This window comes from Butyrivibrio sp. VCB2001 (genome assembly GCF_000423965.1).
Lineage (GTDB): Bacteria > Bacillota > Clostridia > Lachnospirales > Lachnospiraceae > Butyrivibrio.
Genome location: NZ_AUIZ01000012.1, coordinates 79,675 through 102,376 on the forward strand (window position 1 = coordinate 79,675; position 22,702 = coordinate 102,376).

General features: G+C 45.2%; 20 protein-coding genes. 17 read left to right on the forward strand and 3 right to left on the reverse strand.

What is annotated here, in order from left to right; all coding sequences use genetic code 11:
* Positions 1 to 297: 297 nt before the first annotated feature.
* The 5 genes from G589_RS0111510 to G589_RS0111530 all read left to right on the forward strand — a co-directional run bounded on the left by G589_RS0111510 (position 298) and on the right by G589_RS0111530 (position 5,522).
* Positions 298 to 1,626: a DUF2130 domain-containing protein gene (locus G589_RS0111510; protein ID WP_026522249.1), complete on the forward strand. Its 1,329-nt coding sequence runs from the start codon at positions 298 to 300 to the stop codon at positions 1,624 to 1,626.
* 192 nt (positions 1,627 to 1,818) lie between these two features.
* Positions 1,819 to 3,213, forward strand: a complete 1,395-nt coding sequence (locus G589_RS0111515; RefSeq protein ID WP_026522250.1) for an MATE family efflux transporter — start codon at positions 1,819 to 1,821, stop codon at positions 3,211 to 3,213.
* Positions 3,206 to 3,880, forward strand: coding sequence for an amino acid ABC transporter permease (locus G589_RS0111520; RefSeq protein WP_035775951.1), 675 nt, complete (start codon positions 3,206 to 3,208; stop codon positions 3,878 to 3,880). The genes G589_RS0111515 and G589_RS0111520 overlap by 8 nt, the downstream gene beginning before the upstream one ends.
* A gap of 12 nt (positions 3,881 to 3,892) precedes the next feature.
* Positions 3,893 to 4,633, forward strand: a complete 741-nt coding sequence (locus G589_RS0111525) for an amino acid ABC transporter ATP-binding protein (protein WP_026522252.1) — start codon at positions 3,893 to 3,895, stop codon at positions 4,631 to 4,633.
* Positions 4,634 to 4,703: 70 nt separating this feature from the next.
* On the forward strand, positions 4,704 to 5,522 hold the full coding sequence (locus G589_RS0111530; RefSeq protein WP_026522253.1) for a transporter substrate-binding domain-containing protein: 819 nt from the start codon (positions 4,704 to 4,706) through the stop codon (positions 5,520 to 5,522).
* 65 nt (positions 5,523 to 5,587) lie between these two features.
* Here G589_RS0111530 and G589_RS0111535 read toward each other — a convergent pair whose 3' ends face one another.
* The 3 genes from G589_RS0111535 to G589_RS0111545 are packed head-to-tail and all read right to left on the reverse strand — an operon-like array spanning position 5,588 to position 7,871.
* A complete protein-coding gene (locus G589_RS0111535; RefSeq protein WP_026522254.1) occupies positions 5,588 to 7,162 on the reverse strand; it encodes a DUF4153 domain-containing protein in 1,575 nt (524 codons plus the stop codon).
* Positions 7,163 to 7,164: 2 nt separating this feature from the next.
* Positions 7,165 to 7,377, reverse strand: coding sequence for a helix-turn-helix domain-containing protein (locus G589_RS0111540; protein ID WP_022764961.1), 213 nt, complete (start codon positions 7,375 to 7,377; stop codon positions 7,165 to 7,167).
* A 17-nt stretch (positions 7,378 to 7,394) separates the two neighbouring features.
* Positions 7,395 to 7,871: a DUF2975 domain-containing protein gene (locus G589_RS0111545; protein ID WP_026519844.1), complete on the reverse strand. Its 477-nt coding sequence runs from the start codon at positions 7,869 to 7,871 to the stop codon at positions 7,395 to 7,397.
* Positions 7,872 to 8,148: 277 nt separating this feature from the next.
* Here G589_RS0111545 and G589_RS21220 point away from each other — a divergent pair, with 277 nt between their 5' ends.
* The 12 genes from G589_RS21220 to G589_RS0111605 all read left to right on the forward strand — a co-directional run bounded on the left by G589_RS21220 (position 8,149) and on the right by G589_RS0111605 (position 22,663).
* Complete coding sequence (locus G589_RS21220; RefSeq protein WP_051192341.1) at positions 8,149 to 11,061, forward strand: EAL domain-containing protein; 2,913 nt, start codon at positions 8,149 to 8,151, stop codon at positions 11,059 to 11,061.
* A 794-nt stretch (positions 11,062 to 11,855) separates the two neighbouring features.
* Positions 11,856 to 12,785: a transporter substrate-binding domain-containing protein gene (locus tag G589_RS0111555; RefSeq protein ID WP_026522255.1), complete on the forward strand. Its 930-nt coding sequence runs from the start codon at positions 11,856 to 11,858 to the stop codon at positions 12,783 to 12,785.
* A 3-nt stretch (positions 12,786 to 12,788) separates the two neighbouring features.
* Entirely contained in the window at positions 12,789 to 13,310 is a 522-nt protein-coding gene (locus G589_RS19750) for a GNAT family N-acetyltransferase (protein ID WP_051192342.1), read from the forward strand.
* A 13-nt stretch (positions 13,311 to 13,323) separates the two neighbouring features.
* Positions 13,324 to 14,787 carry a glutathione S-transferase C-terminal domain-containing protein gene (locus G589_RS19755; protein WP_051192343.1) on the forward strand — a complete coding sequence of 488 codons (1,464 nt, stop codon included), beginning with the start codon at positions 13,324 to 13,326 and terminating at the stop codon, positions 14,785 to 14,787.
* Between the two features lie 15 nt (positions 14,788 to 14,802).
* On the forward strand, positions 14,803 to 15,849 hold the full coding sequence (locus G589_RS0111570; protein ID WP_081669023.1) for a glutathione S-transferase family protein: 1,047 nt from the start codon (positions 14,803 to 14,805) through the stop codon (positions 15,847 to 15,849).
* Between the two features lie 13 nt (positions 15,850 to 15,862).
* The gene (locus tag G589_RS0111575) at positions 15,863 to 16,861 is read left to right on the forward strand and encodes a glutathione S-transferase family protein (protein WP_026522257.1); all 999 of its coding nucleotides are present in this window, start codon (positions 15,863 to 15,865) and stop codon (positions 16,859 to 16,861) included.
* Positions 16,862 to 16,870: 9 nt separating this feature from the next.
* Positions 16,871 to 17,386 (forward strand): GNAT family N-acetyltransferase, encoded by a 516-nt coding sequence (locus tag G589_RS19760; RefSeq protein ID WP_022770490.1) that lies wholly within the window; start codon positions 16,871 to 16,873, stop codon positions 17,384 to 17,386.
* A 99-nt stretch (positions 17,387 to 17,485) separates the two neighbouring features.
* On the forward strand, positions 17,486 to 18,226 hold the full coding sequence (locus tag G589_RS0111585; RefSeq protein WP_022770492.1) for an amino acid ABC transporter permease: 741 nt from the start codon (positions 17,486 to 17,488) through the stop codon (positions 18,224 to 18,226).
* Positions 18,223 to 18,981 carry an amino acid ABC transporter ATP-binding protein gene (locus G589_RS0111590; RefSeq protein ID WP_026522258.1) on the forward strand — a complete coding sequence of 253 codons (759 nt, stop codon included), beginning with the start codon at positions 18,223 to 18,225 and terminating at the stop codon, positions 18,979 to 18,981. Before G589_RS0111585 ends, G589_RS0111590 begins: the two co-directional genes overlap by 4 nt.
* A 25-nt stretch (positions 18,982 to 19,006) precedes the next feature.
* The gene (locus G589_RS19765) at positions 19,007 to 20,266 is read left to right on the forward strand and encodes a glutathione S-transferase C-terminal domain-containing protein (protein ID WP_081669024.1); all 1,260 of its coding nucleotides are present in this window, start codon (positions 19,007 to 19,009) and stop codon (positions 20,264 to 20,266) included.
* A 24-nt stretch (positions 20,267 to 20,290) separates the two neighbouring features.
* Entirely contained in the window at positions 20,291 to 21,421 is a 1,131-nt protein-coding gene (locus tag G589_RS0111600; RefSeq protein ID WP_026522259.1) for a M20/M25/M40 family metallo-hydrolase, read from the forward strand.
* Positions 21,422 to 21,436: 15 nt separating this feature from the next.
* Positions 21,437 to 22,663, forward strand: coding sequence for a lactate racemase domain-containing protein (locus G589_RS0111605; RefSeq protein ID WP_035775958.1), 1,227 nt, complete (start codon positions 21,437 to 21,439; stop codon positions 22,661 to 22,663).
* Positions 22,664 to 22,702 lie beyond the last annotated feature (39 nt).

Below are 22,702 nucleotides of genomic sequence, written 5' to 3' on the forward strand. Positions count from 1 at the left end.
TTTTGGGGGATTATTTTATGGCAGGAAAGGGAGTAGTTGGCTTGTTAACAGGTAAAAAGCTTGCACAAAATCTTTTTTCGGGCTTTATTTTATGGCAGAGAGGAGGGGATGAGGTCTTTTGACAGGTAAAAAACTTTTGTGAGTCAAACTGAAACGTCCCCGGTGACTCACCCGGTGACTCAGAGGAGTCAAAGAGAACCGTCCCCAATGACTCCCCGGTGACTCACCAAAGAGGTGGCGGAACATGTTATAATTATCCAATGGGTAATCAAACTATGTATAACAGGGGGAATAACTATGGCAGAACTTAAGTGCCCACACTGTGGACAGGCATTTACGGTAGATGATACAGAGCTTAGCTCAATCGTTCAGCAGATTAGGGATAAGGAATTTGAAAAAGACCTGACAAGAAGAACGGAAGAGCTTCAGAAACACCTTCAGGAGAAACACAAACTGGAGCTTGATTCTATTGAAGACAAGATAGTCTTAAAGACCAGGCAGCAGTACGAAGAAGAGATAGACAAGTTAAGAGAAGAAAAGACCAAAGAGATTGAGAAGCTTAAGGAAGAGAAAGCTTCCGAAGCAGACAAACTCAAGGAACTTCTAAGGCAGGAGCAGGAGAAGAACACTAAGCTGTCTCTTGAAATGCAGAGCAGTGACGACAGGCAGAAGCTCGCTGTAATGGAGGCGGTCAAGAAGGTTGAGGATGAGAAGCAGGCAAGGCTCGATGAGCTGACCAGAAAAGCTCATGAAACGGAACTTGAGCTTTCCGAGAAAGCCCATGACCTTGAGAATCAGCTTCAGCAGGAGAAGGACCGCGGTAAAGTCCTGCTTGAACAAAAGGAGAAGGAAGTTGAGTTCTACAAGGACTTAAAGACCAAGATGTCCACTAAGATGGTGGGCGAGACTCTGGAGCAGCACTGCGAGATCCAGTTCAATCAGCTAAGGGCAACTGCCTTCAGGAATGCATATTTTGAAAAAGACAATGACATAAGAAGCGGAAGTAAAGGCGACTACATCTACCGCGAAACGGACGATAACGGCGTCGAGATCATCTCCATCATGTTTGAGATGAAGAATGAGATGGACGAGACAGCATCCAAGCACAAGAACGAGGATTTTTTCAAGGAGCTTGATAAAGACAGGAAGGAAAAGAACTGTGAATATGCGGTACTTGTATCCCTTCTCGAGAGTGATTCCGAACTCTACAATGCAGGAATCGTCGATGTTTCCTACAAGTATGACAAGATGTACGTGGTTCGTCCGCAGTGCTTTATTCCAATGATAACGCTCCTTAGGAATGCGGCCTTCAATGCCCTTACCTACAAGCAGGAGCTTGCAATGGTTCGCAACCAGGACATCGACATCTCAAACTTCGAGGATTCTCTTATGAAGTTCAAGGATGACTTTGGCAGAAACTATGAGCTTGCACACAGTCACTTCGACAAGGCTATTGATGAGATAGACAAGACAATTCAGCACCTTGAGAAGGTAAAGAAGGAGCTCCAGGGCTCTGATAATCAGCTGCGTATTGCTACCAGCAAGGTAGAGGATGTAAGCGTCAAAAAGCTCACCAGGAACAATCCCACCATGAAAGCTAAGTTCGACGCATTGAAGGACGACTGAACTAAATCGGGAGTCATTGGGGACGGTTCTTTTTGACTCCCTTTTTCTATAATCAAGAGGGCATAAAACATCCAAGCAAAAGGGAGTCAAAGAGAACCGTCCCCAATGACTCCCTACTGACTCAAAGACTTGACAGGTGTGATACCATAGATTACATACAAACAAATTGCGCAAAAGGAATACTAAAGATAAATGAAACAACCAAGAGACAGGCGTGAATATCTCACAACCACGCCGGTTCCGAAGCTTATCTTATCGCTCTCGGTACCAACAATCATCAGTATGCTGGTGACAGCAATCTACAACACAGCGGATACATTCTTTGTGGCGAGAGTATCCGATAACCCGGCGGTGAACACCGCAGCTACAGCATCCGTAGGCCTTGTGTTCACGGTAATGGCCATAATCCAGGCTTTTGGATTCTTCTTTGGACACGGATCAGGCAATTACCTCTCAAGGATGCTTGGAGCAGGAAATCACAAGGAAGCTAATGAGATGGCATCCACCGGTTTTGCCATGGCGGCAATCGTCGGAGTCATCTTCGCAATTGTAGGAAATATCTTCGCTGCACCCATAGCCCATTTCCTAGGAGCTACGGACACAACAATGCAGTTCACCATAGACTACATGAGGATAATCCTCTTCGGAGCGCCTTTTATGATGGCTCAGTTCGTCATAAACAACCAGCTCCGTTTCCAGGGGAGCGCTGTCTACGCCATGATAGGACTTATGTCAGGCGCGGTTATGAACATGGTTCTCGACCCGCTCCTTATCCTGGTTTTCCACATGCAGGTAAGAGGCGCAGCCATCGCAACAGTGATGGGCCAGCTCACCAGCTTCATCGTACTGTTCATCGGAACCAGCAAGGGTGAGAACATCAGGATGAGCCTCAGCAATGTCAAGCTCAACTGGCATTACCTTCTTGAAGTACTAAACGGAGGTGCACCATCTCTTTTCCGTCAGGGACTTGCAGCTATTTCCACATTGCTCCTCAATCGTACAGCCGGAGCCATCGGCGGAGATGCAGCCATTGCCGGAATGAGCGTTGCCGGAAGACTTATGCTGATGATGGGCTCAGCTCTCATCGGATTCGGCCAGGGCTATCAGCCGGTTTGTTCCTTCAACTACGGCGCAGGTCTTACCAAAAGGGTAAAAGAGGGCTTCTGGTTCTGCGTTAAGTATTCAACCATATTCCTGATCATCATCGGCGTCATCTTCTACAGATTCGCGCCACAGATCATCAGCCTGTTCTTCAGGGAAAAGGCAGCAGCCGACCTTGATTCGGCTCAGACCCTGCAGTACGCCAAGGAAGTCGGAACCACGGCGCTGCGCTATATGTGCATGTCGACTCCCTTGTCCGGCGCAATTGTTATCAGCAACATGATGCTTCAGTCCATCGGAAAGGGCTTCAAGGCATCAGTCACAGCATCAGCAAGAAACGGCTTTTGCTTTATCCCACTTATCCTGATCCTTCCACAGTTTCTCGGAATTCAGGGCGTTGAGATGGCTCAGGCCTGTGCAGATGTTTTATCACTATTAATTGCCGTACCTATGGCATATTCGGAGCTTAGAAAGTTTAATGATTAGTCAAAAGACAATGGAGCTGCTCATCAGCTCTTTTCCCAAAATATTAGAATTCGGACTCAAAGTCACACTGCCACTGGCAATCATCGCCTTTATCCTCTCAACGGTCCTGGCGGTGCTTGTGGCCATGGTCCAGTTTGCTGAGGTGCCAATCCTTAAACAGATCTGCAGATTTTATATCTGGGTCATAAGAGGAACGCCGCTCCTGGTTCAGCTCATGGTGGCATTCTACGGACTTCCGCTTATCGGAATACACGCAAACCCCTTTGTTATGGCGGTTATCGTGTTCACCATCAACGAGGGAGCCTACAGCGCAGAGACCATGAGGGCTGCAATGGAGGCAGTTCCGGCAGGACAGCTTGAAGCCGGCTACTGCGTCGGCATGAACTTTATGCAGATCATGTGGCACATCATTCTTCCGCAGTCCTTCAGGACAGCATTCCCGTCCCTGTTTAACGCGCTTATCAGCATGGTAAAAGACACATCTCTTGCTTCAAGCATCACCGTTGTCGAGATGTTTACAAGAACCAAGCAGATTGCAGGACAATCCTATAACTATCTGCCGCTCTACATAGAGGTTGCAATCGTCTACCTCTTATTCTGTACGGTGCTTACCTTTGTGCAGAAGAAGGGCGAGAAGATACTTGGAAGCTACGGAGTCAGAAAGTAATAAGAGGTTTATATGGCATTACTTGAAGTTAAAAATTTACATAAAAAGTTCGACGCCACCGAGGTCCTTATGGGCGTCGACCTCACTGTTGAAAAGGGCGATGTGGTATCGATCCTTGGGCCTTCGGGTTCAGGAAAGACCACGCTTCTTCGCTGTATAAATTTCCTTGAGAAGGCCGACGAGGGAGAACTTGTCTTTGGGGAAAAGACCTATCATCTTCCGAAGGTTTCCAGAGAGGATATCTCAGCCATCAGAAAGAGGACAGGTTTTGTGTTCCAGAACTACAACCTCTTTGCCAATAAGACGGTTCTTCACAACGTGACGCTTGGCCTTACTTCAGCAAGACATGTGCATACAAAGGAAGCTGAAAAGAAGGCGCTTGAAGTCCTGAGAAAAGTCGGAATGGCAGATTATGCTGGCCAGTACCCGAGCCAGTTATCAGGCGGTCAGCAGCAGAGAGTTGCAATAGCAAGGGCTTTGGCAACGGACCCGGATATCATTTATTTCGACGAGCCTACATCAGCGCTGGATCCCGAGCTTACAGCGGAAGTTCTGGAAGTTATGAGGGAGCTGGCACATGAGGGCATGACCATGATAGTGGTGACCCACGAGATCTCTTTTGCAAAAGAAGTATCCTCAAAAGTGGTATTCATGGCAGACGGAAAAGTGGTGGAAGAAGGCACAGGAGCTGAGTTCTTTGAAAATCCTAAGATGGATAGGACAAAAGAGTTCTTGCGTTTGACCAAAAACTGATGTATTATTATTCAAAATGAATTTTGTGCAATCTAATTTAAGGAAAGAAGTTTTATAAGGAGCAGAAATTATGAGAAAAAAGCTATCTATGTTACTGATGACTGTCCTTACAGCTGTTACAGTAGCAGGTTGTGGAGCACAGGCCGGTGGCAGCACAGAGTCTGCCGGCAGTAATGACCACCTTGCAAGGATCAAGGCGGCAGGCAAGATCACAATCGCTACAGAGGGTGTTTGGGCACCATTTACTTATCACGATGAGACTACAGATGAGCTTGTAGGCTTTGATGTAGAGATCGCAGCAGCAATTGCCAAGAAGCTCGGCGTAGAGCCTGATTTCCAGGAGGTTGCATTTGACGGTGGCCTCACAGGTGTTACAACCGGAACCTTCGATATGATGGCAAACGGCGTTGACGTTACAGATGACCGTAAGGAGACATACGATTTCACACATCCTTATGCTTATGACCACGCTGTAGTTGTTACCCTTGCTTCCAACAATGACATCAATTCCTTCGATGATCTTGCAGGCAAGACAACAGCTAACTCAGCAGGTTCAACCTACGAGGCAATGGGCATCGAGCACGGCGCTACATGTTCAAACGTTGACACCATCGGCGAGACAATGACACTGGTTCTCAACGGAACAGTTGATGCTACGATCAATGCCAACACTTCAGCTCAGGACTATTTCAAGACCACAGGAACCACAGAGCTCAAGGTTGCAGCTATGGACGATGAAGTTACTATGTACGCAATCCCTCTTGCAAAGGGTGCTGACAACGATTCTCTCAGAGAGGCAATTAACCAGGCTATCTCAGAGCTTCGCGAAGACGGAACTCTTGCAGAGATCTCAAACAAGTACTTCGGTGCTGACATCACAAGTAACTGATATATTAAGGCTTTATAAAAGCCGGGCGATTTATGATTCGCTCGGCTTTTTTGTGTCCGTTAAACTTATTTGCCAAGTATCTTCTGAGCTCTGTAGTAGGAGAAGTTAAATCTTCTAAAGCCGACAAAATCCTTGTTCTCAAATTCATGATCATGATACTTCTTGAATTTGGCCAGTACTTCTGCATCATCTTTAATGGCAGGAACGGCATCGAATGACAGACTGTCCTCGATATATTCTGCAACAGAAGTATATTCATCAATCTTGTTGGCAGTTGCCTGAAGGTCATACTTTGCAATCCGGTAATCGGGATTGCTGTAGATGAAGGCGATAAATGCCAGGGTAATGGCTACCATGCATGCCTTAAATACAGGGAAGCTTCTCACGTACATGCTGATGATAAGGAATGAAAGCCAGAAGCACAGCACTGCCAAAAACCAGAGTACAAAGAGCCTTAAAAATGTCAGGTGATAAACCCTTACGTACATGATCATTCTGTAAGCCGATGATGCGATCATGATGTAAGTGCAGGCAGCGATTATTGTCAAAAGAGCCTTTAAAACCTTGGAGTTTTTAAAGAATGCCTGACAGATCGAAACCATTACAATGTTCAAAACGCATACAGCAAGCAGCTGATAGAATCCCTCGTGTGCGTACTCTGCGTAGGTGTAGCCTGCCGGAAGAGCCATCTTACCGCTGAAAAGGTACAGGAGCTGGATTGCGCAGAACAGGATGTAAACAAGTCCGATAATGCTTGTAAAGGTAATGGCTATAACAGGATTTGTCTTGCCCTCGCTTCTTGCTTTTACCTTGAGCTCCTGCTTTACCATGGAGGTGATAATGGTATAAGCACACCAGAAGCCGACTATAGCTGTGCAGAACATCATTACTGAATGGAAGATGTACTCCGGAATATCAATATCCTTAAAGAGGCCATCGAGCATGTGCTCAAAGACTGCATCCGCTGAAGCAAGGAGCGGTACGATAACGAGCAGAAGCGGAATAGTAATTGCAAGACCCAAAAGCACTGCGTTTACGGTTTTCTTTCTGTCGCTGATCTCTTCGGTGGCTCTGGATCTCCTCAGAGCTTTGTAATCCGAAACCGGGCTTGGAAGATGCTCAAGAGGCTTAATAAAAGTGATGAGTAAGCTGATCACCCATGCGCCTATATCAAATCCTGTTGTGTCTGCGTAGAGATAAATGATGTAGCTAAAGAGCAGCAGGAAGATCGCGCATCTCTCAAGAAAGTTCAGGGCAAAGCTTGTTGTAAGGCATCTGTGCACTGAGAGCAGCAATAGGGAAACTACGTAAAATACACCTAAAGCTCTTTTACCATTGCAGTCTGTGATTAGGGATAAGCCATCCTTGGCTCTTATGAGTTTCAAAATAACAAGAGCGCAGACCATGAATATTGGGTAGGTAATGCTTGAGTGGTTGTTGTAAAGGCAGAATCCGTAGATAAGTCCGAAGACTACGGATAACAGTCCGTATTTCTTAAAGTGCTCGGCGTTTCCTCTTGCCACGGGTTGCATCTGAACCACGTTACCCATTTGCGAACCGGCTACCTGCGGATTAACCGGCTGTGGAGCTACCGGCTGCTGATTATAGTTATACTGTGATGACTGATTATTGGTATCCATACTTAGTTCTCCTCTTCGTCAACATATTCCAGGATATCTCCCGGCTGACATTCAAGTGCCTTGCATATTGCATCAAGGGTCTCAAGCCTTACGGCTTTTGCTTTGTTGTTTTTGAGGATGGATAAATTGGCCAGGGTTATACCGACTTTGCCGGCCAGTTCCGTAAGGCCCATCTTTCTCTTAGCCATCATGACATCTAAGTTTATTACGATCATATCTTTCACCTGCCCCGTTAAATGGTTAAATCATTTTCCTGCTTGTATTTCACTGCTCTGTCAAAGACTCTTGCAAGAACCTTGCTAAAGAGTCCTGCAAAAAGAAATACACCGGCGATGACCACAGCGGCGGTGGTGAAATATACAAAGCATCTAAAGATCTTGATGCCTGCGATGACAAATGCGTAAGTGCCCATTCGGTATAGGCTCTTAACATTGGCTTCCACAAAACAGTTATCATCAATTACTGTCTTCATCATCTTCCTGAGCTCAAACAGTATGAGGAGTGTGAAGACTCCTACAGCCATGATCGAAACTACTGCGTACCAGAAGTGATCCGCAATGGCTGCGTATTCTGTCTGCTCACCCAGGGTTCGGATCGTCATCTGAACTGAGTATCTCAAGGTGAAGGGGACAGATGCAACTGCCAAAAGTCCGAAGTAGAAGCACATATCCAAGATAGTCTTAACGAAAATATTCAATTTGTTATCCATGTTATCCTCCAAGTACTTGTATATTTTCTTTATAGCACGTCCTTTTTCGAATTGCAATATAAATTTATTGTAAAACAATAAATATTTTCCGAAAGTCAATGTTATGTAATGTTTGCGTAATGTTTATGGACGTTTAATAATTTGGTACACACTATTATGTTAAAATTAGAATGTAATAATGTGCACTTTCCTTTAGCTATAGGTGAGTATGAATATTCACAAACTGAATCAGAGTCACAAATTACATAGAAGTATTCTTATAAGGCAGGTCCTTCGGATGACTGCGCTTGCTTTGCTTGCAGTTATTCTGATCGGAACTGTCTTTATGTCTTTTACGGCAAAAGTAAATGCCGGCGAGGAAAAGAAAGTCCGCGTTGGCTGGTATGAATCGACCTATTGCCACCTTGATCAGCTCGGAAGGCGCTCGGGTCTTGCCTACGATTATCAGCAAAAGATCGCAGCCTATACCGGTTGGACCTACGAATATGTGGATGGAACATGGCCGGAACTCTTACAGATGCTAAGAAACGGTGAGATCGACATGCTCAGCGATGTCTCCTACACCAAAGAAAGGGCAGAGGATATCCTGTATTCCAGGATTCCGATGACATCGGAGACTTACTATATCTTCATCAAGGCCGGAAACGACAAAATGAGTCTTGAAGATATAAACACATTTAACGGAAAAGTATTTGCAGCCGACAAAGACAGTATGCAGGCTGAATATATTAAAAAATGGGCTGATAATGTAGGCATAAAGATTGACCTTTTGGAACTCATGGATTCATCTGTTGACGAAAGTTTTGAAATGCTGAAAAAGGGCGAAATAGACGCCTATGTGACCGTGGAATCCTACGGCAACAGGGAAGGATGCATGCCTGTATGTTCAGTTGGCTCATCCGAGAGCTTTTTTGCCGTGACCAGAGGTCGTACGGATCTTATAAAAGAGCTGAACTCAGCCATGGCAAAGATCCAGAATGAGAACCCGTATTACAACCAGAAACTCCTTCAGAAGTATATCTGGTCAGCAAAGACTAATACATATCTTACGGCAAAAGAAATCGCCTGGCTTTCCGGACATGGAAAGATCAGAGTGGGCTACAGAAACAACTACATGCCATTCTCTACGGACGAGAGAGGCGTTTTGGCAGGCGCGTTGGGAGACTTCCTTGCACTTGTGCCTGATAATGTCAAAGATACCGGGATAGAATTTGAAACAGTTCCTTACGCTACTGCACAGGGATGCCTATCTGCTCTACAGAACGGAGAAATAGATGTTGCTGCTCCAATCTTCTTAAGTCCGTCAGATGCTGAGAATATGGGACTGCTTAGCACGGAATCCTTAATGGAAACCGAGATCTTTGCTGTTGTAAAACCCGGAAATCCTAAAGATATCTTCACTGATGAGAATGTTAAGGCTGCAATTCTGTCAGGAAGCGTCAATTTTGAGGTCTTTGTAAAAGACAATTATCCGGATTGGGAAATTGTATTTGAACCGTCACTTGAAGAATGCTACAAAGCTGTTTATATGGGAGATGCAGACTGTACATTCGTAAACAGCTATCGAATAACGCTGGTTGACAGACTTAGAAGGCGCTACAAGCTATCCCTCCTGGCAACGGGACAGAACATGGAATTTGCCTTTGCGGTGAAAAAAGGAAACAGCGAGCTGTATTCTATCATGAATAAGCTGGTTGTTCTCACAGATTCAAGTGAAACTGCGACCAACCTGTCACGATATGCAAGTTCTACTGATAAAGTCACATTTGAGGATTACCTTCAGGACAATGCAGCATCATTCCTTGCTGTGGCAGCAGTTATCCTGTTTATCATGCTTCTGCTTACGGTGGCAAAGGTTCGCTCGGATAGAAAGGCTTTGGACAGGCAGAAACTTATCGATGCTACGGAGCTTGATCCTCTGACCAAGCTATACACCAGGAACTATTTCTTTGAATATGCAAACAGAATGCACAATGAAAATCCTGACTATAAGCTTGATGCAATTGCATTAAACATCGAACAGTTCCATGTAGTAAATGCTATTTATGGCTGGGATTTCGGTGATAAAGTCCTGCTCGCACTTGGCGAAGAGGTCAAGGCTTATGTAGGTGAGAATGATGGAATCGCCTGCAGATCTACAGCTGACAGATTCTATATTTACTGTCTGCACACTGATGATTACAAGGGAATTTACGAAAGACTTCAGAGGGCTGTGGATGTCTTTTCCGAAAATGTAAGCATACGCATCAGGATGGGTGTTATGCCTTATCAGCCGGATCTTGGTCCGATTGAACTATTTGACAGGGCGAGAACAGCCAGCAGCATGGTAAGAGGCGGACATCATGACAGGATGATGGTCTTTAATGAGGAGATGAGGAAAAGAGAAATCCTCGAGCAGAAGCTGACTAACGACCTTAAGTACGCGCTGGAACAACATGAATTTGTTGTTTTCTATCAGCCTAAGTACAACGTTCAGGCAGATCCGCCTATTCTGCAGAGCGCAGAGGCGCTGGTAAGATGGAACCACCATGATCTGGGCATGATACCTCCCGGAACTTTCATAAATCTCTTTGAGAGAAACGGACAGATCGGACAGATCGATAAATATGTCTGGAATGAAGCTGCAAGGCAGATAGGTGAGTGGAAAGAGAAATATGGCATATCCATTCCGGTATCTGTAAATCTCTCCAGAATGGATATGTTCGAGCCGGAGCTGATCAAAAATATCGATGAAATTATTGAACGAAACGGCATTTCAAGAGCTGCGCTCCATTTGGAGGTTACAGAGTCAGCCTACACGGATGATGCCGAGCAGATCATCGGCGTAGTCGGAGACTTAAGGAGCCGCGGCTACATCATAGAGATGGATGACTTCGGAACAGGCTATTCGTCGCTGAACATGCTCTCCAGAATGCCTGTTGATATCTTGAAGCTCGACAAGAGCTTCATCGACAAGATAGAAAAACCCGAAGAGCGCAAGGAGAAAGACATCCGCATGATCGAGCTGATCCTCGACATCGCCAAGAGCCTAAAGCTCATGGTTGTAGCCGAAGGTGTAGAGAACGGCGATCAGCTTGAATTCCTTAAGGGACACGGTTGCGAGATGGTTCAGGGATACTACTTCTCGAAGCCTGTACCGGCGGAGGATTTTGAGAAACTGGCATTTGGGGAGAATAGGTATAAGTTATGAGGAGAGCATAACATCTCTGCCCCGCAGAAAATGAATTGTAGCACAAAAAAAGAAGGCGGCAAGGGCTGCCCGAGCACAGAGCTCAGCGTACTGTCCCTTGCCTCCTTCTTTTTTTGCGCGTATTGGTCACTAAGCGGGGCAGGGATGTTGGGGTATTGGTCAGCCGGGGCTTTTCTCATGTCCCGGGGACAATAAAGTGGGATTCTGCCACAGATTTTCGGAAGGAATAGTGCCTTGTGCAAGCTTTTCTCATGTCCCGGGGACGATGAAGTGCGGATTTGCCACAGATTTTCGGAAGGAGTAGCGCCTTGTGCAAGCTTTTTTCATGTCCCGTGGGCGATGAAGTGCGGATTTGCCACAGATTTCCGGAAGGAGTAGCGCCTTGGGCAAGCTTTTTTCATGTCCCGGAGGCGATGAAGTGCGGATTTGCCACAGATTTCAGGAAGGAGTAGCGCTTTGTGCAAGCTTTTATCATGTCCCGGAAGCGACATAGTGCGGATTTGCCACAGATTTCAGGAAGGTGTTGGATGAGCTTGTGGCAGAAAGGGGTGTTTGGGGCTTTTTGACAGGTAAAAGGCTTGAACGCAATCTTTTTTCAAGCTTCATTTTATGGCAGGAAGGAAGGATACAGGCCCATTGACAGGTAAACGGTAGTGGGCACAGAGGAGCCACAGTGTTGTAGGGGATAAGTAAAACTTATAACCCCCTATAAGAACCATGTCTTTTACAAAGGAGCCGGGCTAAAGCATAATCCTAAATAACAAATTTGATTAAGTTTTGAGGAGGACAAAGATATGAAAAAGAATCTCATTGCTACAGTTTTAGGAACAGCGTTAGTTATTGGATCACTTACAGGTTGCGGAGAGGCTGCTACAGCTAGTGCAAATGCAGCTGAGACAAAGGCAGAGGAAGCAACAGAAAAGACAGAAAGCTCAGAGACAGCAGATCAGGCACAGGCTGTTGAAGTGAAGACCATCAAGGCTGCAACAGGTGGCGGACCCAAGCCTTACGTATATGTTGGAGAGGATGATCAGCCTACAGGTTATGACATTGAGGTATTGAAGGCAGTATTCGACATTATTCCTGAATACGATCTTGAGATCGAGGTTACAGATTTCCCTTCAGTATTTGCAGGACTTAACGCAGGTAACTACCAGATCGGTGTTAACAACTTCTCATACAACGAAGAGAGAGCGAGCTCATATCTATATTCACTTCCTTATGATAAAGTAAGCTACGTGTTCGTATATGGTAAGGACCAGACACCTATCACATCACTTGCAGATGCAGCAGGACTTTCATTCGAAGGTGGTGCGGGCGTATCAGTAACAAATGCAATCGAGCATTGGAACGAGCTGAATCCTGATGCACAGATCAACATTACATACACAGAGGCAGATACAACAGTTGAGCTTCAGCACATCCAGGACGGAACGACATCATTCGGAATCATTGATGGTCCTATGTACACAGCTTATGTTGATGAGTACGGATTTGATATCGACAAGTCAAACATTCCTGAGGACGAAGTTAAGCTCATCGCTGATAACCTCTATGCATACTACATTCTTCCTAAGGATGAGACAGAACTCAGAGATAAGATTGATGAAGCAATCAAGCAGCTCAAAGCAGACGGAACATTAAAGAAACTCTCAGAGCAGTTCTTTGGCGGAGTTGACCAGTCACCTGAAGATGAAATCCTTAACGCAGGAAAGACAAACTAAATTATGAATATTACTTATAAGACAACAAAAGAGAATATCAATTGGGAAGAGGTTGCTGAGGTGCTTAGAAAGTCCCACCTCTCCGACCACTCTGCAAAAGAGCAACAGATTGTCTTTGAGAACAGCTACGCCGTCGTATTTGTATACGACGGCGAACGTATAGTAGGAGTTGCCAGGGCGCTCTCTGACGGACTCTTCCAGGCAGCTGTTTACAACGTTGCCCTTGATGAGGAATATCAGGGAAAGGGAATCGGAAGACAGCTCATAGGTAAGCTCCTGGAGCAGCTTAAGGGTCAGAATGTAATTCTTTACACTCATCCGCACACTGTGGAGATGTATGAAAAGTTTGGCTTTAGAAGAGCCAAGACGGCGCTGGAACTGTTTGATGCAACTGAGGAAGAGCTTGGATGGCTTGAAAACGCAGGTTTCTTCCTTCCTAAGGATTACAGATTTGAGGATGAAAAAGACAGATCCGATATGAAGGGACCTACATGGAAAAATCCGGATTCAAGGATCGAGGTATAAAGGGGAGGCAGGTATGTCATATATAGTGCCGTTTCAGACAGTGGAGCTGTTTGAGAATACATTCAAAAAGCAGATAAATAAGACAACGGGAAAGGTTGAGGGAAGGAAATTTGTCTTTGATAAATTGTTTGGGGACGGAGAAGACAAACTACCTGTGGAGGCAGACAGATACAGACTCATTTGGATGCCGGGATGTCCGCATTCGAATAAGGCAGTCATTACACTGCGCCTTCTTGGCCTTGACAGAGTTATCAGCATTGGTGAAACCGGCATACTCAGAGACCCGAGAGGATGGGTGTTCTCAGAGGACCTTGGGGAAGTTGATCCTGTTCTGAAGATCCATTATCTCGATGACGCGTATTTAAAAGGAGATCCAACCTTTACCGGAAGGTCCACGGTTCCTGCGATTGCAGATGTTACAACAGGAGCGATTGTGCAAAACGATCCGGTGAACATTCCCAAATATTTTGTTCTTGATTGGAAAAAGTTCCACAAAGAGAACGCACCGGATCTGTATCCTAAGGCGCTTCGCGAAGAAATAGACGAGTGGAGCGATTTTATCAACAAGAAGGTAGACGCCTACGGATGCGGCTTTGCGAGGGACCAGGAGACCTTCGATGAGTCTTTTGAAAACTATTTCAAGACTTTAGATACGCTGGAAGAGAGGCTGAAAGACAGGAGATTTATAAATGGTGATCATATCACACTGTCCGATATACATCTCTATGTAGCCCTGATCCGTTTCCACATCAACTATCACCTGGTGTTTGGCGTCAACAAGAAAAGACTTCAGGACTACCCGAATCTCTGGGGATATACAAGAGACATTTATCAGACAAAGGGCTTCTATGAATATACGAAGCTTGAGCTTATCAAGAAGCACTACCAGCTTTCTCCTCACATGAGAGCTAAGCTCGGAAACGTCTACGGCCTCATAGGAACAGGCCCTGACAATCGCCAGCTCCTTGCTCCCACAGGAAGAGAGAAGTTGTCAAAAGACCCTGAGCACAAGTTCACTTTGGAGGAAAATGCCAATGGACTTTTTAGCCATGATACTTTGGAACATGAAAAAGAATATCTTGAATATGCTCTCATTAAGCCCATTAAAAGGGCAGCAGAGGCAAACTATCAGAACGAGCTTGAGAGATGGGCTCATCAGGAGGAAGACGCCTTTGAAAGTATTAACGACAGGCTCAGTGATTCCGAATTTCTTCTGGGAGATGAGATAAGTGAGGCAGATAAGGAGCTTTACAAGATACTTCTTCGTCACGATCACATCTACTACTATCTGAGCAAGCTAAACTTTGCCAAGGCTACCGATTATCCGAATTTGAAAAGATATATCGAAAAGCTCTCAGGTATAGAAGAAATAAGGAATTCTATTGACATTGTAAAAGAAAAAGAGCAGGCCTTTCTGGAACTGGAGGATGAAAGAAATCCCTATCATCTGATATTCAGAGGACCTGAAATCATATAAATGTTGGAGGTAGATATGCCGGAATTTGAAGCAGCTGCATGCTCACTTGCAGCACACAGAAAAAAGATTGAAGAACAAAACAAGAATAATTCAGGATTTGGCAATGTTGCCTCATCTGAGCTTAAAAGAGAAATCGCAGATAACGGAGCCTTTGTAAGGCAGCAGAACAGGTTTGATACGCCTTTTGGAAACGAAGAGGGACAGCTCCCTGTAGAAAAAGGCAGATACAGACTCATCTGGACTCCGCTCTGCCCCTGGGCCACAAGACAGGTCATTGCCTTTGGTCTTCTTGGAATAACCGAGGACGTTATAAGTGTAGGTAAGGTTGCACCTGTAAGAACCGATAAGGGGTGGGAGTTTTCCTTGGATGAAGGTGGAGTTGATCCGGTACTAGGGATACGCTATCTTCCGGAAATCTATGCTGAGACAGATCCTGAATATCAGGGCAGAGCTACAGTTCCGACAATAGTTGATGTTAAGACGAGAAAGGTTGTTAACAACGATTATCACAAGCTCACCAACTACTGGGAGACAGTATGGAAACCATTCTGGAAAGATGGCGCACCTGACCTTTATCCACAGGAACTCAGAACCGGAATAGATGCTCTTAATGAAATCCTTTTTAACGAGATCAACAACGGTGTTTACAAAGCCGGATTTGCCAGATCTCAGGAGCAGTATGAGCTCAACTACAAGCTTGTATTTGACAGACTTGACTGGCTTGAAGACCACCTTAAGGACAACAGATTCCTGTTTGGCGACAGACTTACCGACTCAGATATTAGACTCTATGTAACGCTTGCACGCTTTGACACTGCTTATTACTTTGGCTTCAGGCTCAACAAAAAGCGCATAAGAGACTATGAGAATCTCTGGAATTATGCAAAAGAGCTATATTCTATCCCGGCATTTAAAAATGCAACGGATTTTGACGCAATAAAGAGAGGCTACCTTCTTGGTGCCGAGGAAAATCCCAACAACATACTTCCGCTTGGACCTGATAATAGCGTATGGGAAGAGCCAAATAACAGAGCGGAGAAATTCGGAAAACTTGTGATTTGAGGGGGATAAAAAAGTGGCAGTAGTAGATCACGTTACAAATAAAGAAGTACAGCAGAACGGAAAATTTGAAAGACAGCCCAACAGGTTTACCACACCTTTCGGTGATGGAGAAGGAGAGCTTCCTGTAGAAGCAGGCAGATACAGACTTCTGTGGGCACCTGTGTGCCCCTGGGCAAACAGATCGATCATCGTTAGAGAGCTCATGGGACTTGAAGATGTTATCTCGGTTGGAACCCTTGATCCCATAAGACCCGACGTTCCGTGGTCAGATTGGTCTTTTACCCTTGATGAGGATGATAAAGACCCGGTTCTTGGCATCAAGCTCCTTTCAGAAGCCTACAAGAAGGCAGACCCCGACTACGACGGAAGATTCACCGTTCCTGCGCTTGTCGATGTTACAACAGGCAAGGTTGTAAACAACGATTACTTTAATCTCACTTTGTACTTTGAAACAAAATGGGATAAGTTCCACAAAGAAGGCGCACCGGATCTTTATCCGGAAGAACTTAGAGATCAGATAGATGAGCTCAACGCCTTTATCTTCCACGACGTCAACAATGGCGTTTACAAGGCTGGATTTGCCAAGAGTCAGGAGGCTTACGAGGATGCATTCCATCTTGTATTTAACGCTTTTGACAAGCTTGAGGAGAGACTTTCGGAAAAGAGATTTCTCTTTGGCGACTACATAACAGAGTCCGACGTAAGACTCTATGTCACTCTTGCAAGATTTGATGTGGCATACTTCAACGGCTTTAGAGTGAATAAGAAGATGCTGAAGGACTATCCGAATCTCTGGGGATACGCAAGAGATCTTTATGAGGAAAAAGCCTTTGGAGGAAATACGGATTTTGACGCGATAAAGAAGCACTATCATCTGTGCTGCCTTGAGACCAATCCGCTGAATATTCTTCCCGCAGGTCCTGATCTTTCTATCTGGAAAGAACCTCACGGAAGAGAAAAACTTAGCAAGGATCCCGAACATAAATACAGGTCAAAAAAACAGATAAGATAGGAGAAAACCATGGACATATACAGAGTTACTAAAGATTCGCCACAGTGGCAGCATAAAGTCTATGAATATGCAAGAACCGATGCTTTTGTTTTCGGGCAGGGGATTCCTATAGAAGCAGAATATAGTCATGATGAGCCAATTGATGAAGATTATAAGGCAGTGATCATTGTGGATAATGGGAAGCCTGTTGCAGGTTGCAGGATTACATTTCCGGCAGATGATATCGGCAAGATCGGTAGAGTATGCGTTACAAGAGAATATCAGAAAAGCGGAATAGGAACTCTTCTTATTGGGGAAGCTGAGAAGTGGATCCTTGAAAGAGACGTCTCAAGAATTGTGATCAATAGCCAGGACAGAGCACAGGGATTTTATGAAAAAGTTGGATATGAGCTGGTTCCGGGCGTTGATCCGCATCCTTTTGAGAGCAGATTATCTACAGCATACGATGATATTCCAAGGGATTATGTACCCAAGAAGAATCCGCTCGGATTCTCATGTGTACTGGTAGAAAAGAAGATATCATAAAGAAATCTTATAACCACCTATAAGAACCATGTCTTTTACAAAGATAGCGGCCTCAAGCATAATTGCATTTAATAAAACAAAGGAAACGAGGAGTGAGGTATGGCTAATCTATTTGATTTCAAATTGGTATTTACACAGATACCGGATCTGCTCAGGTATCTCCCGGTAACACTTGAGCTTTCAATTATTTCGATGCTTATCGGAATTATCCTGGGACTTATACTTGCGATCATCAAGATCCGTCAGGTTCCGGTCCTTAAGCACATCGCAACATTCTTTATATCACTGATCAGAGGAACACCGATACTGGTGCAGCTCTACATCGCATACTTTGGAATCCCGATGTTCTTTAAGTGGTTCAATGCCAAGAACGGAACGGACTTCAAGGTGGCTGAGGTTTCAGGCTTTGTATACGCGGTAATCGCGCTCGGCATAAACCAGTCAGCCTATAATGCAGAGTTCATCAGAGCAGCTCTTTTATCTGTGGGAGAGGGACAGATCGAGGCAGCAAGTGCGCTGGGAATGACATACCTTCAGGCACTTCGAAGAATCATCCTTCCCGAGGCAATCACGGTTGCACTTCCATCCCTTGGAAATTCCTTTATCTCAGTAATAAAAGGAACATCACTGGCCTTCACCTGTGCAGTGGTTGAGATGACAGCCCAGGGCAAGATCCTCGGCGGAAGAACATACAGATACTTCGAAGTGTATGTATCTCTTGCCATCATTTACTGGGTGATCACTATCATCATTGAACAGTTACTTAAGGCAGCAGAGAAGAAGATTGCCATACCGGATCAGGTGGCAAACTACATTCCGGAAGATGAGGTAAAGGCATGATACAGATAGATGGACTTTCAAAAAGATATCACGACAATATAGTTCTTGAAGATGTTTCCCTAAACATCAACGAGGGCGACGTAATAGGAATAATCGGACCTTCGGGCACAGGTAAATCAACACTGCTTCGTTGCATAGACCAGCTTGAGATCCCGGAGAAGGGCACAATTAATCTTGGGGAAAAGACAATTGACCTGTCCAAAAAGAATAAGAAGGATATAAACGAGATAAGACAGAACACAGGAATGGTCTTCCAGAGATTCAATCTCTTTGAGAAGAAGACAGCTCTGGAAAACGTAATGGAAGGTCTTATCGTAGTAAAGAAAATGTCCAAGGAAGAGGCGAAAAAGATTGCGCTTGAAGAGCTTGCAAAGGTTGGAATGACAGCCTGGGCAAATCACTATCCAAAGCACATGTCAGGCGGACAGCAGCAGAGAGTTGCCATCGCAAGAGCACTTGCCATGAAGCCTAGACTCCTTCTTTTGGACGAGCCTACATCAGCTCTTGATCCCGAACTTGTTGGGGAGGTTCTGGATGTTATAAAAGAGATTGCAGGTAAGGGCTATACGATGCTTCTTGTATCCCACGAGATGAGCTTTGTAAGGAACGTATCAAACAGAGTTATTTTCCTTGATAAGGGACACATCGTGGAAGACGGAACACCGACAGATGTCTTTGAGCATCCTAAGAATCAGAGAACAAAAGACTTCTTTGCAAAAATGAATTTAATGAACCAGCCGGATTATATTATTTGATCATCATATCAGGAGGAGAGAAAAAATGGGAAACGCATGCAGCTTAGAGGAACACAGGAAAAAGACACAGGCAGGAGCACCTGCAGACGGATACACAGATGAACTTGCAGCAAAGTTCGCAGAAGAGGTGGGCGTTCCACCAAGACCAAGCGAAGTTAAAAATGAGATTGATGAGAGAGGCGCATTTGTAAGACAGCCCAATGCTTTCATTGCTAAGGCAGGAGAGGGCGAAGGCGAGTGGAAGCCTGAGGCAGGAAGATATCAGATATACTGGATGAAGGGCTGCAACTGGTCAAACAGACCCGTTATTGTAAGAGATATACTTGGCCTTACAGATGTCATCTACGACATCAGAACTTCTCACAGCGGAGAGACTAACAGATATGGACACGGCTTTGGTGATCAGGAGGGCTTTAAGGATCCAAGAACCGGAGCATACTTCCTCTCTGAGTTTTATCAGAGAGCAAACCCTGATTTTAAGGGCAGAGCAACAACACCTACTATCGTTGATATCAAGGAAAAGAAGGCAGTTAACAATGACTACCACAGAATGACCAACTACCTTGAGGTTAACTTCAGAGCTCTTCAGCCTGAGGATGCGCCGGACCTTTATCCTGTTAAGTACAGGGATGTCATCGACGAGTTCAACGACTGGCTCTTCCCTCACGTAAACAACGGACATTACAGAATGGCTTTCTGCCAGTCTGTTGAAGCTTATGATGAGGCCTTTGATGACTTCTATGATTCACTGGATAAGCTGGAAAAGAGACTTTCCGAGAACAGATTCCTCTTCGGAGATTACATCACAGATTCTGACATCAGATTCTTTGTAACCATTGTGAGATGGGATACAAGCTACTTCAGAAATGTAGGACCTACTAAGCACAGGATTGCGGATTATCCCAACATCTACGCTTACATGAAGGAACTTTACAACATTCCTGCATTCAAAAATGCAACATTTGTACATGACCTTGTACTTGGAAGAGGCGGAGACAGAGATGCTCTCTTTGCAGACTACAACGTAAGAATTTCAAGCCAGATCGACTACGATAAGCTCTGGGCTGACGATGGCAGCAGAGCTGCACTTTCATCCGATCCTAACGGAGATATTTACTTACGTCACCCTAAGGGAGAGACAGTAGAGGATTACCAGAGCGAGATTTCTGTTTCACACTGGAACTTTGAGTCACATGCTGACAGAGATCCTTCAGATCCAAAGAACAGTCCGCTCAGAGTTGATGCGAGCATCAATCCTCTTAAGGGTCTTTTAAAGAACGAGTAATGATTAAACGCCGGGAGTAAAACCATGGGAAAAGAGATTGCAGACAGGATTACGGATTCATTCATAAAGCTTGCTGAGATTGACGGCATAAGCTACGGGGAGAGAAAAGTTGCCGATCATCTTAAACGGATATGGAAAGAGCTTGGAGTGGAACTTCTTGAGGATAAAGCTGGAGAAAAGATCGGAGGCGATACGGGAAATTTGTTCGGCTCCGTACCGGGAAATGGCAGCCTTAAAGATGCTGATCCGATTCTGTTTTGCGCTCACATGGATACGGTATCTCCGGGAATTGGAAAAAAAATAATCCTCCATGAGGACGGAAAAATAACCAGTGATAAAACTACAGTACTTGGGGCAGACGACAGAGCTGCCCTTGCTGTTATTTATGAAGGCTACAGGCAGGTCCTTCTGGAGGGTGCTGACCATGCACCTATCGAGTTTTTGTTTACGCCTGCGGAGGAGACATATACGGTTGGCGCGTCGGCCTTTGACTACTCCGTAGTGAAGGCAAAGAAAGCTTTTGTTCCGGATTGCAGCGGTGATTTCGGAGTGTACTCATCTCAGGAGCCGACGCTTATTTACTTTGAGATAACGGTAAAGGGCAAGTCGGCACATGCGGGATTTGAGCCAGAGAACGGCATAAATTCCATAGCTGCTGCGGCGAGTGCAATCAGCAGGATTAAGCAGGGCTGGGTCGACGATCATACATCGCTTAACTTTGGAACCATTGAGGGCGGAACTGTCAGCAATGCAGTATCTGCACAGGTGCTGATAAAGGGCGAGATCAGAAGTGCGATTCACGAGGATGCACTTGCAGCGTTTGAGAATGTCAGGAAGGTATTTGAGGAAGAGACAGCTGCGATTGGTGCGGCGGTAGAGTTTTTCAGCGATATAAGGCTGAAGGCTTACAAGGCCAACGAGAACGAGACGGGAAGCGCTCTGGAACTATACAACAAGGCACTTTCGGTAATAGGAGAAAGGTCTTTTCCCAAGAAATCATTCGGTGGAAGTGACAACAACGTGCTGGTGAGGAACGGAATCGACGGTCTGTGCATCTACAATGCCATGCATGAGATCCATACGGTAAACGAGTACACAACTGTAGAAGAACTGGTGAAAACAACACAGCTCGTTAAGAACATCATGACGGGCTGATCACGGGAGAATATTATGCCTAAATATAAAGTATGGCAGAATGCCTGGAAGGACGGCTATGATGAGCCGCTTGAAATTGATCTTCCGGATGACTGGAAGGTTACATACCACGGGACGGTGGCTGATACGATGCCTCCGGCGCCAAAAGAGCTGATCCGGGACAGGATAAGAAATCCTATAGATTCTAAAACTTTGAAGCAGCTTGCAAGACACGGAAGTGAAGCTGTTATTGTCTTTGATGATCTGAGCAGAGGAACTCCTGTTAAGGAGATTGCGGAGGTGGTCCTGGAGGAGCTTGAAGAGAACGGAATCGATAAGGACCACATCCGGTTCATCTGTGCTCTCGGAACCCACGGAGCTATGACCAGAGTGGATTTTGTCAGGAAACTTGGAAAAGACATTGTGGAGAATTATCCGGTATATAATCACAACGCCTTTGGAAACCTGGTGGAGATCGGAAAAGACAGGGACGGAGAGCCGGTGCTCATAAACAGGGAGTTTATGGAGTGCGATGTCAGGATCGGGATCGGTTCTGTTTCGCCTCATCCCATGAACGGATTCGGCGGGGGAGGAAAGATTCTTTTCCCTGGCATTGCAGGCGCAATAACTACAAAAGCGAACCATGGAAGAGGTCAGTTTACAAAGTTTGGAACCCAGAAAAACGACTGCGGATTCAGAACGGATATTGAGAGCATGACTTCCATGGTGGGAAGCTTTTTCAAGATTGATGCTGTCATCAATGACAAGCTTCAGATAGTTGATATCTACGCGGGAAATCCCCTTAAAGAGTACTATTTCGCAGCCGCATCATCGGGCAAAGTCAACGCTCTTACACTTCCACAGAATCAGAATAATGACGTTGTAATAGTCAATGCAAATGCCAAATACAATGAGGCGCTTATTTCTGTGAAGATTGCTTCGCAGGTGCTTAAAAAGGGCGGAGACATTGTGCTGATAAATCACTGCGAGACCGGGCAGGTTGTGCATTATACCTTTGGCCCGTTCGGGAAGAACAGCGGAGGAACTCTTTTTAAGAAGTTTGAGGACAGACCGAAGATGAAGTGCGGAAGGCTTATTTTCTATACGCCGTTCCCGGATCATTTCACGAAAGCCCAGTTTGATGAGCCTGAAAAAGTGGTGCTGGCAAGGACCTGGAGAGAGGTGCTTTTAGCTCTTTCAGACCACGGAGAAGGCACCAGTGCTGCGGTCGTAAGCGATGGAAGTATCAGCTATTGGAAATAATAACATTTTCTTATAACTGCCTATAAGAACAGTGTCTTT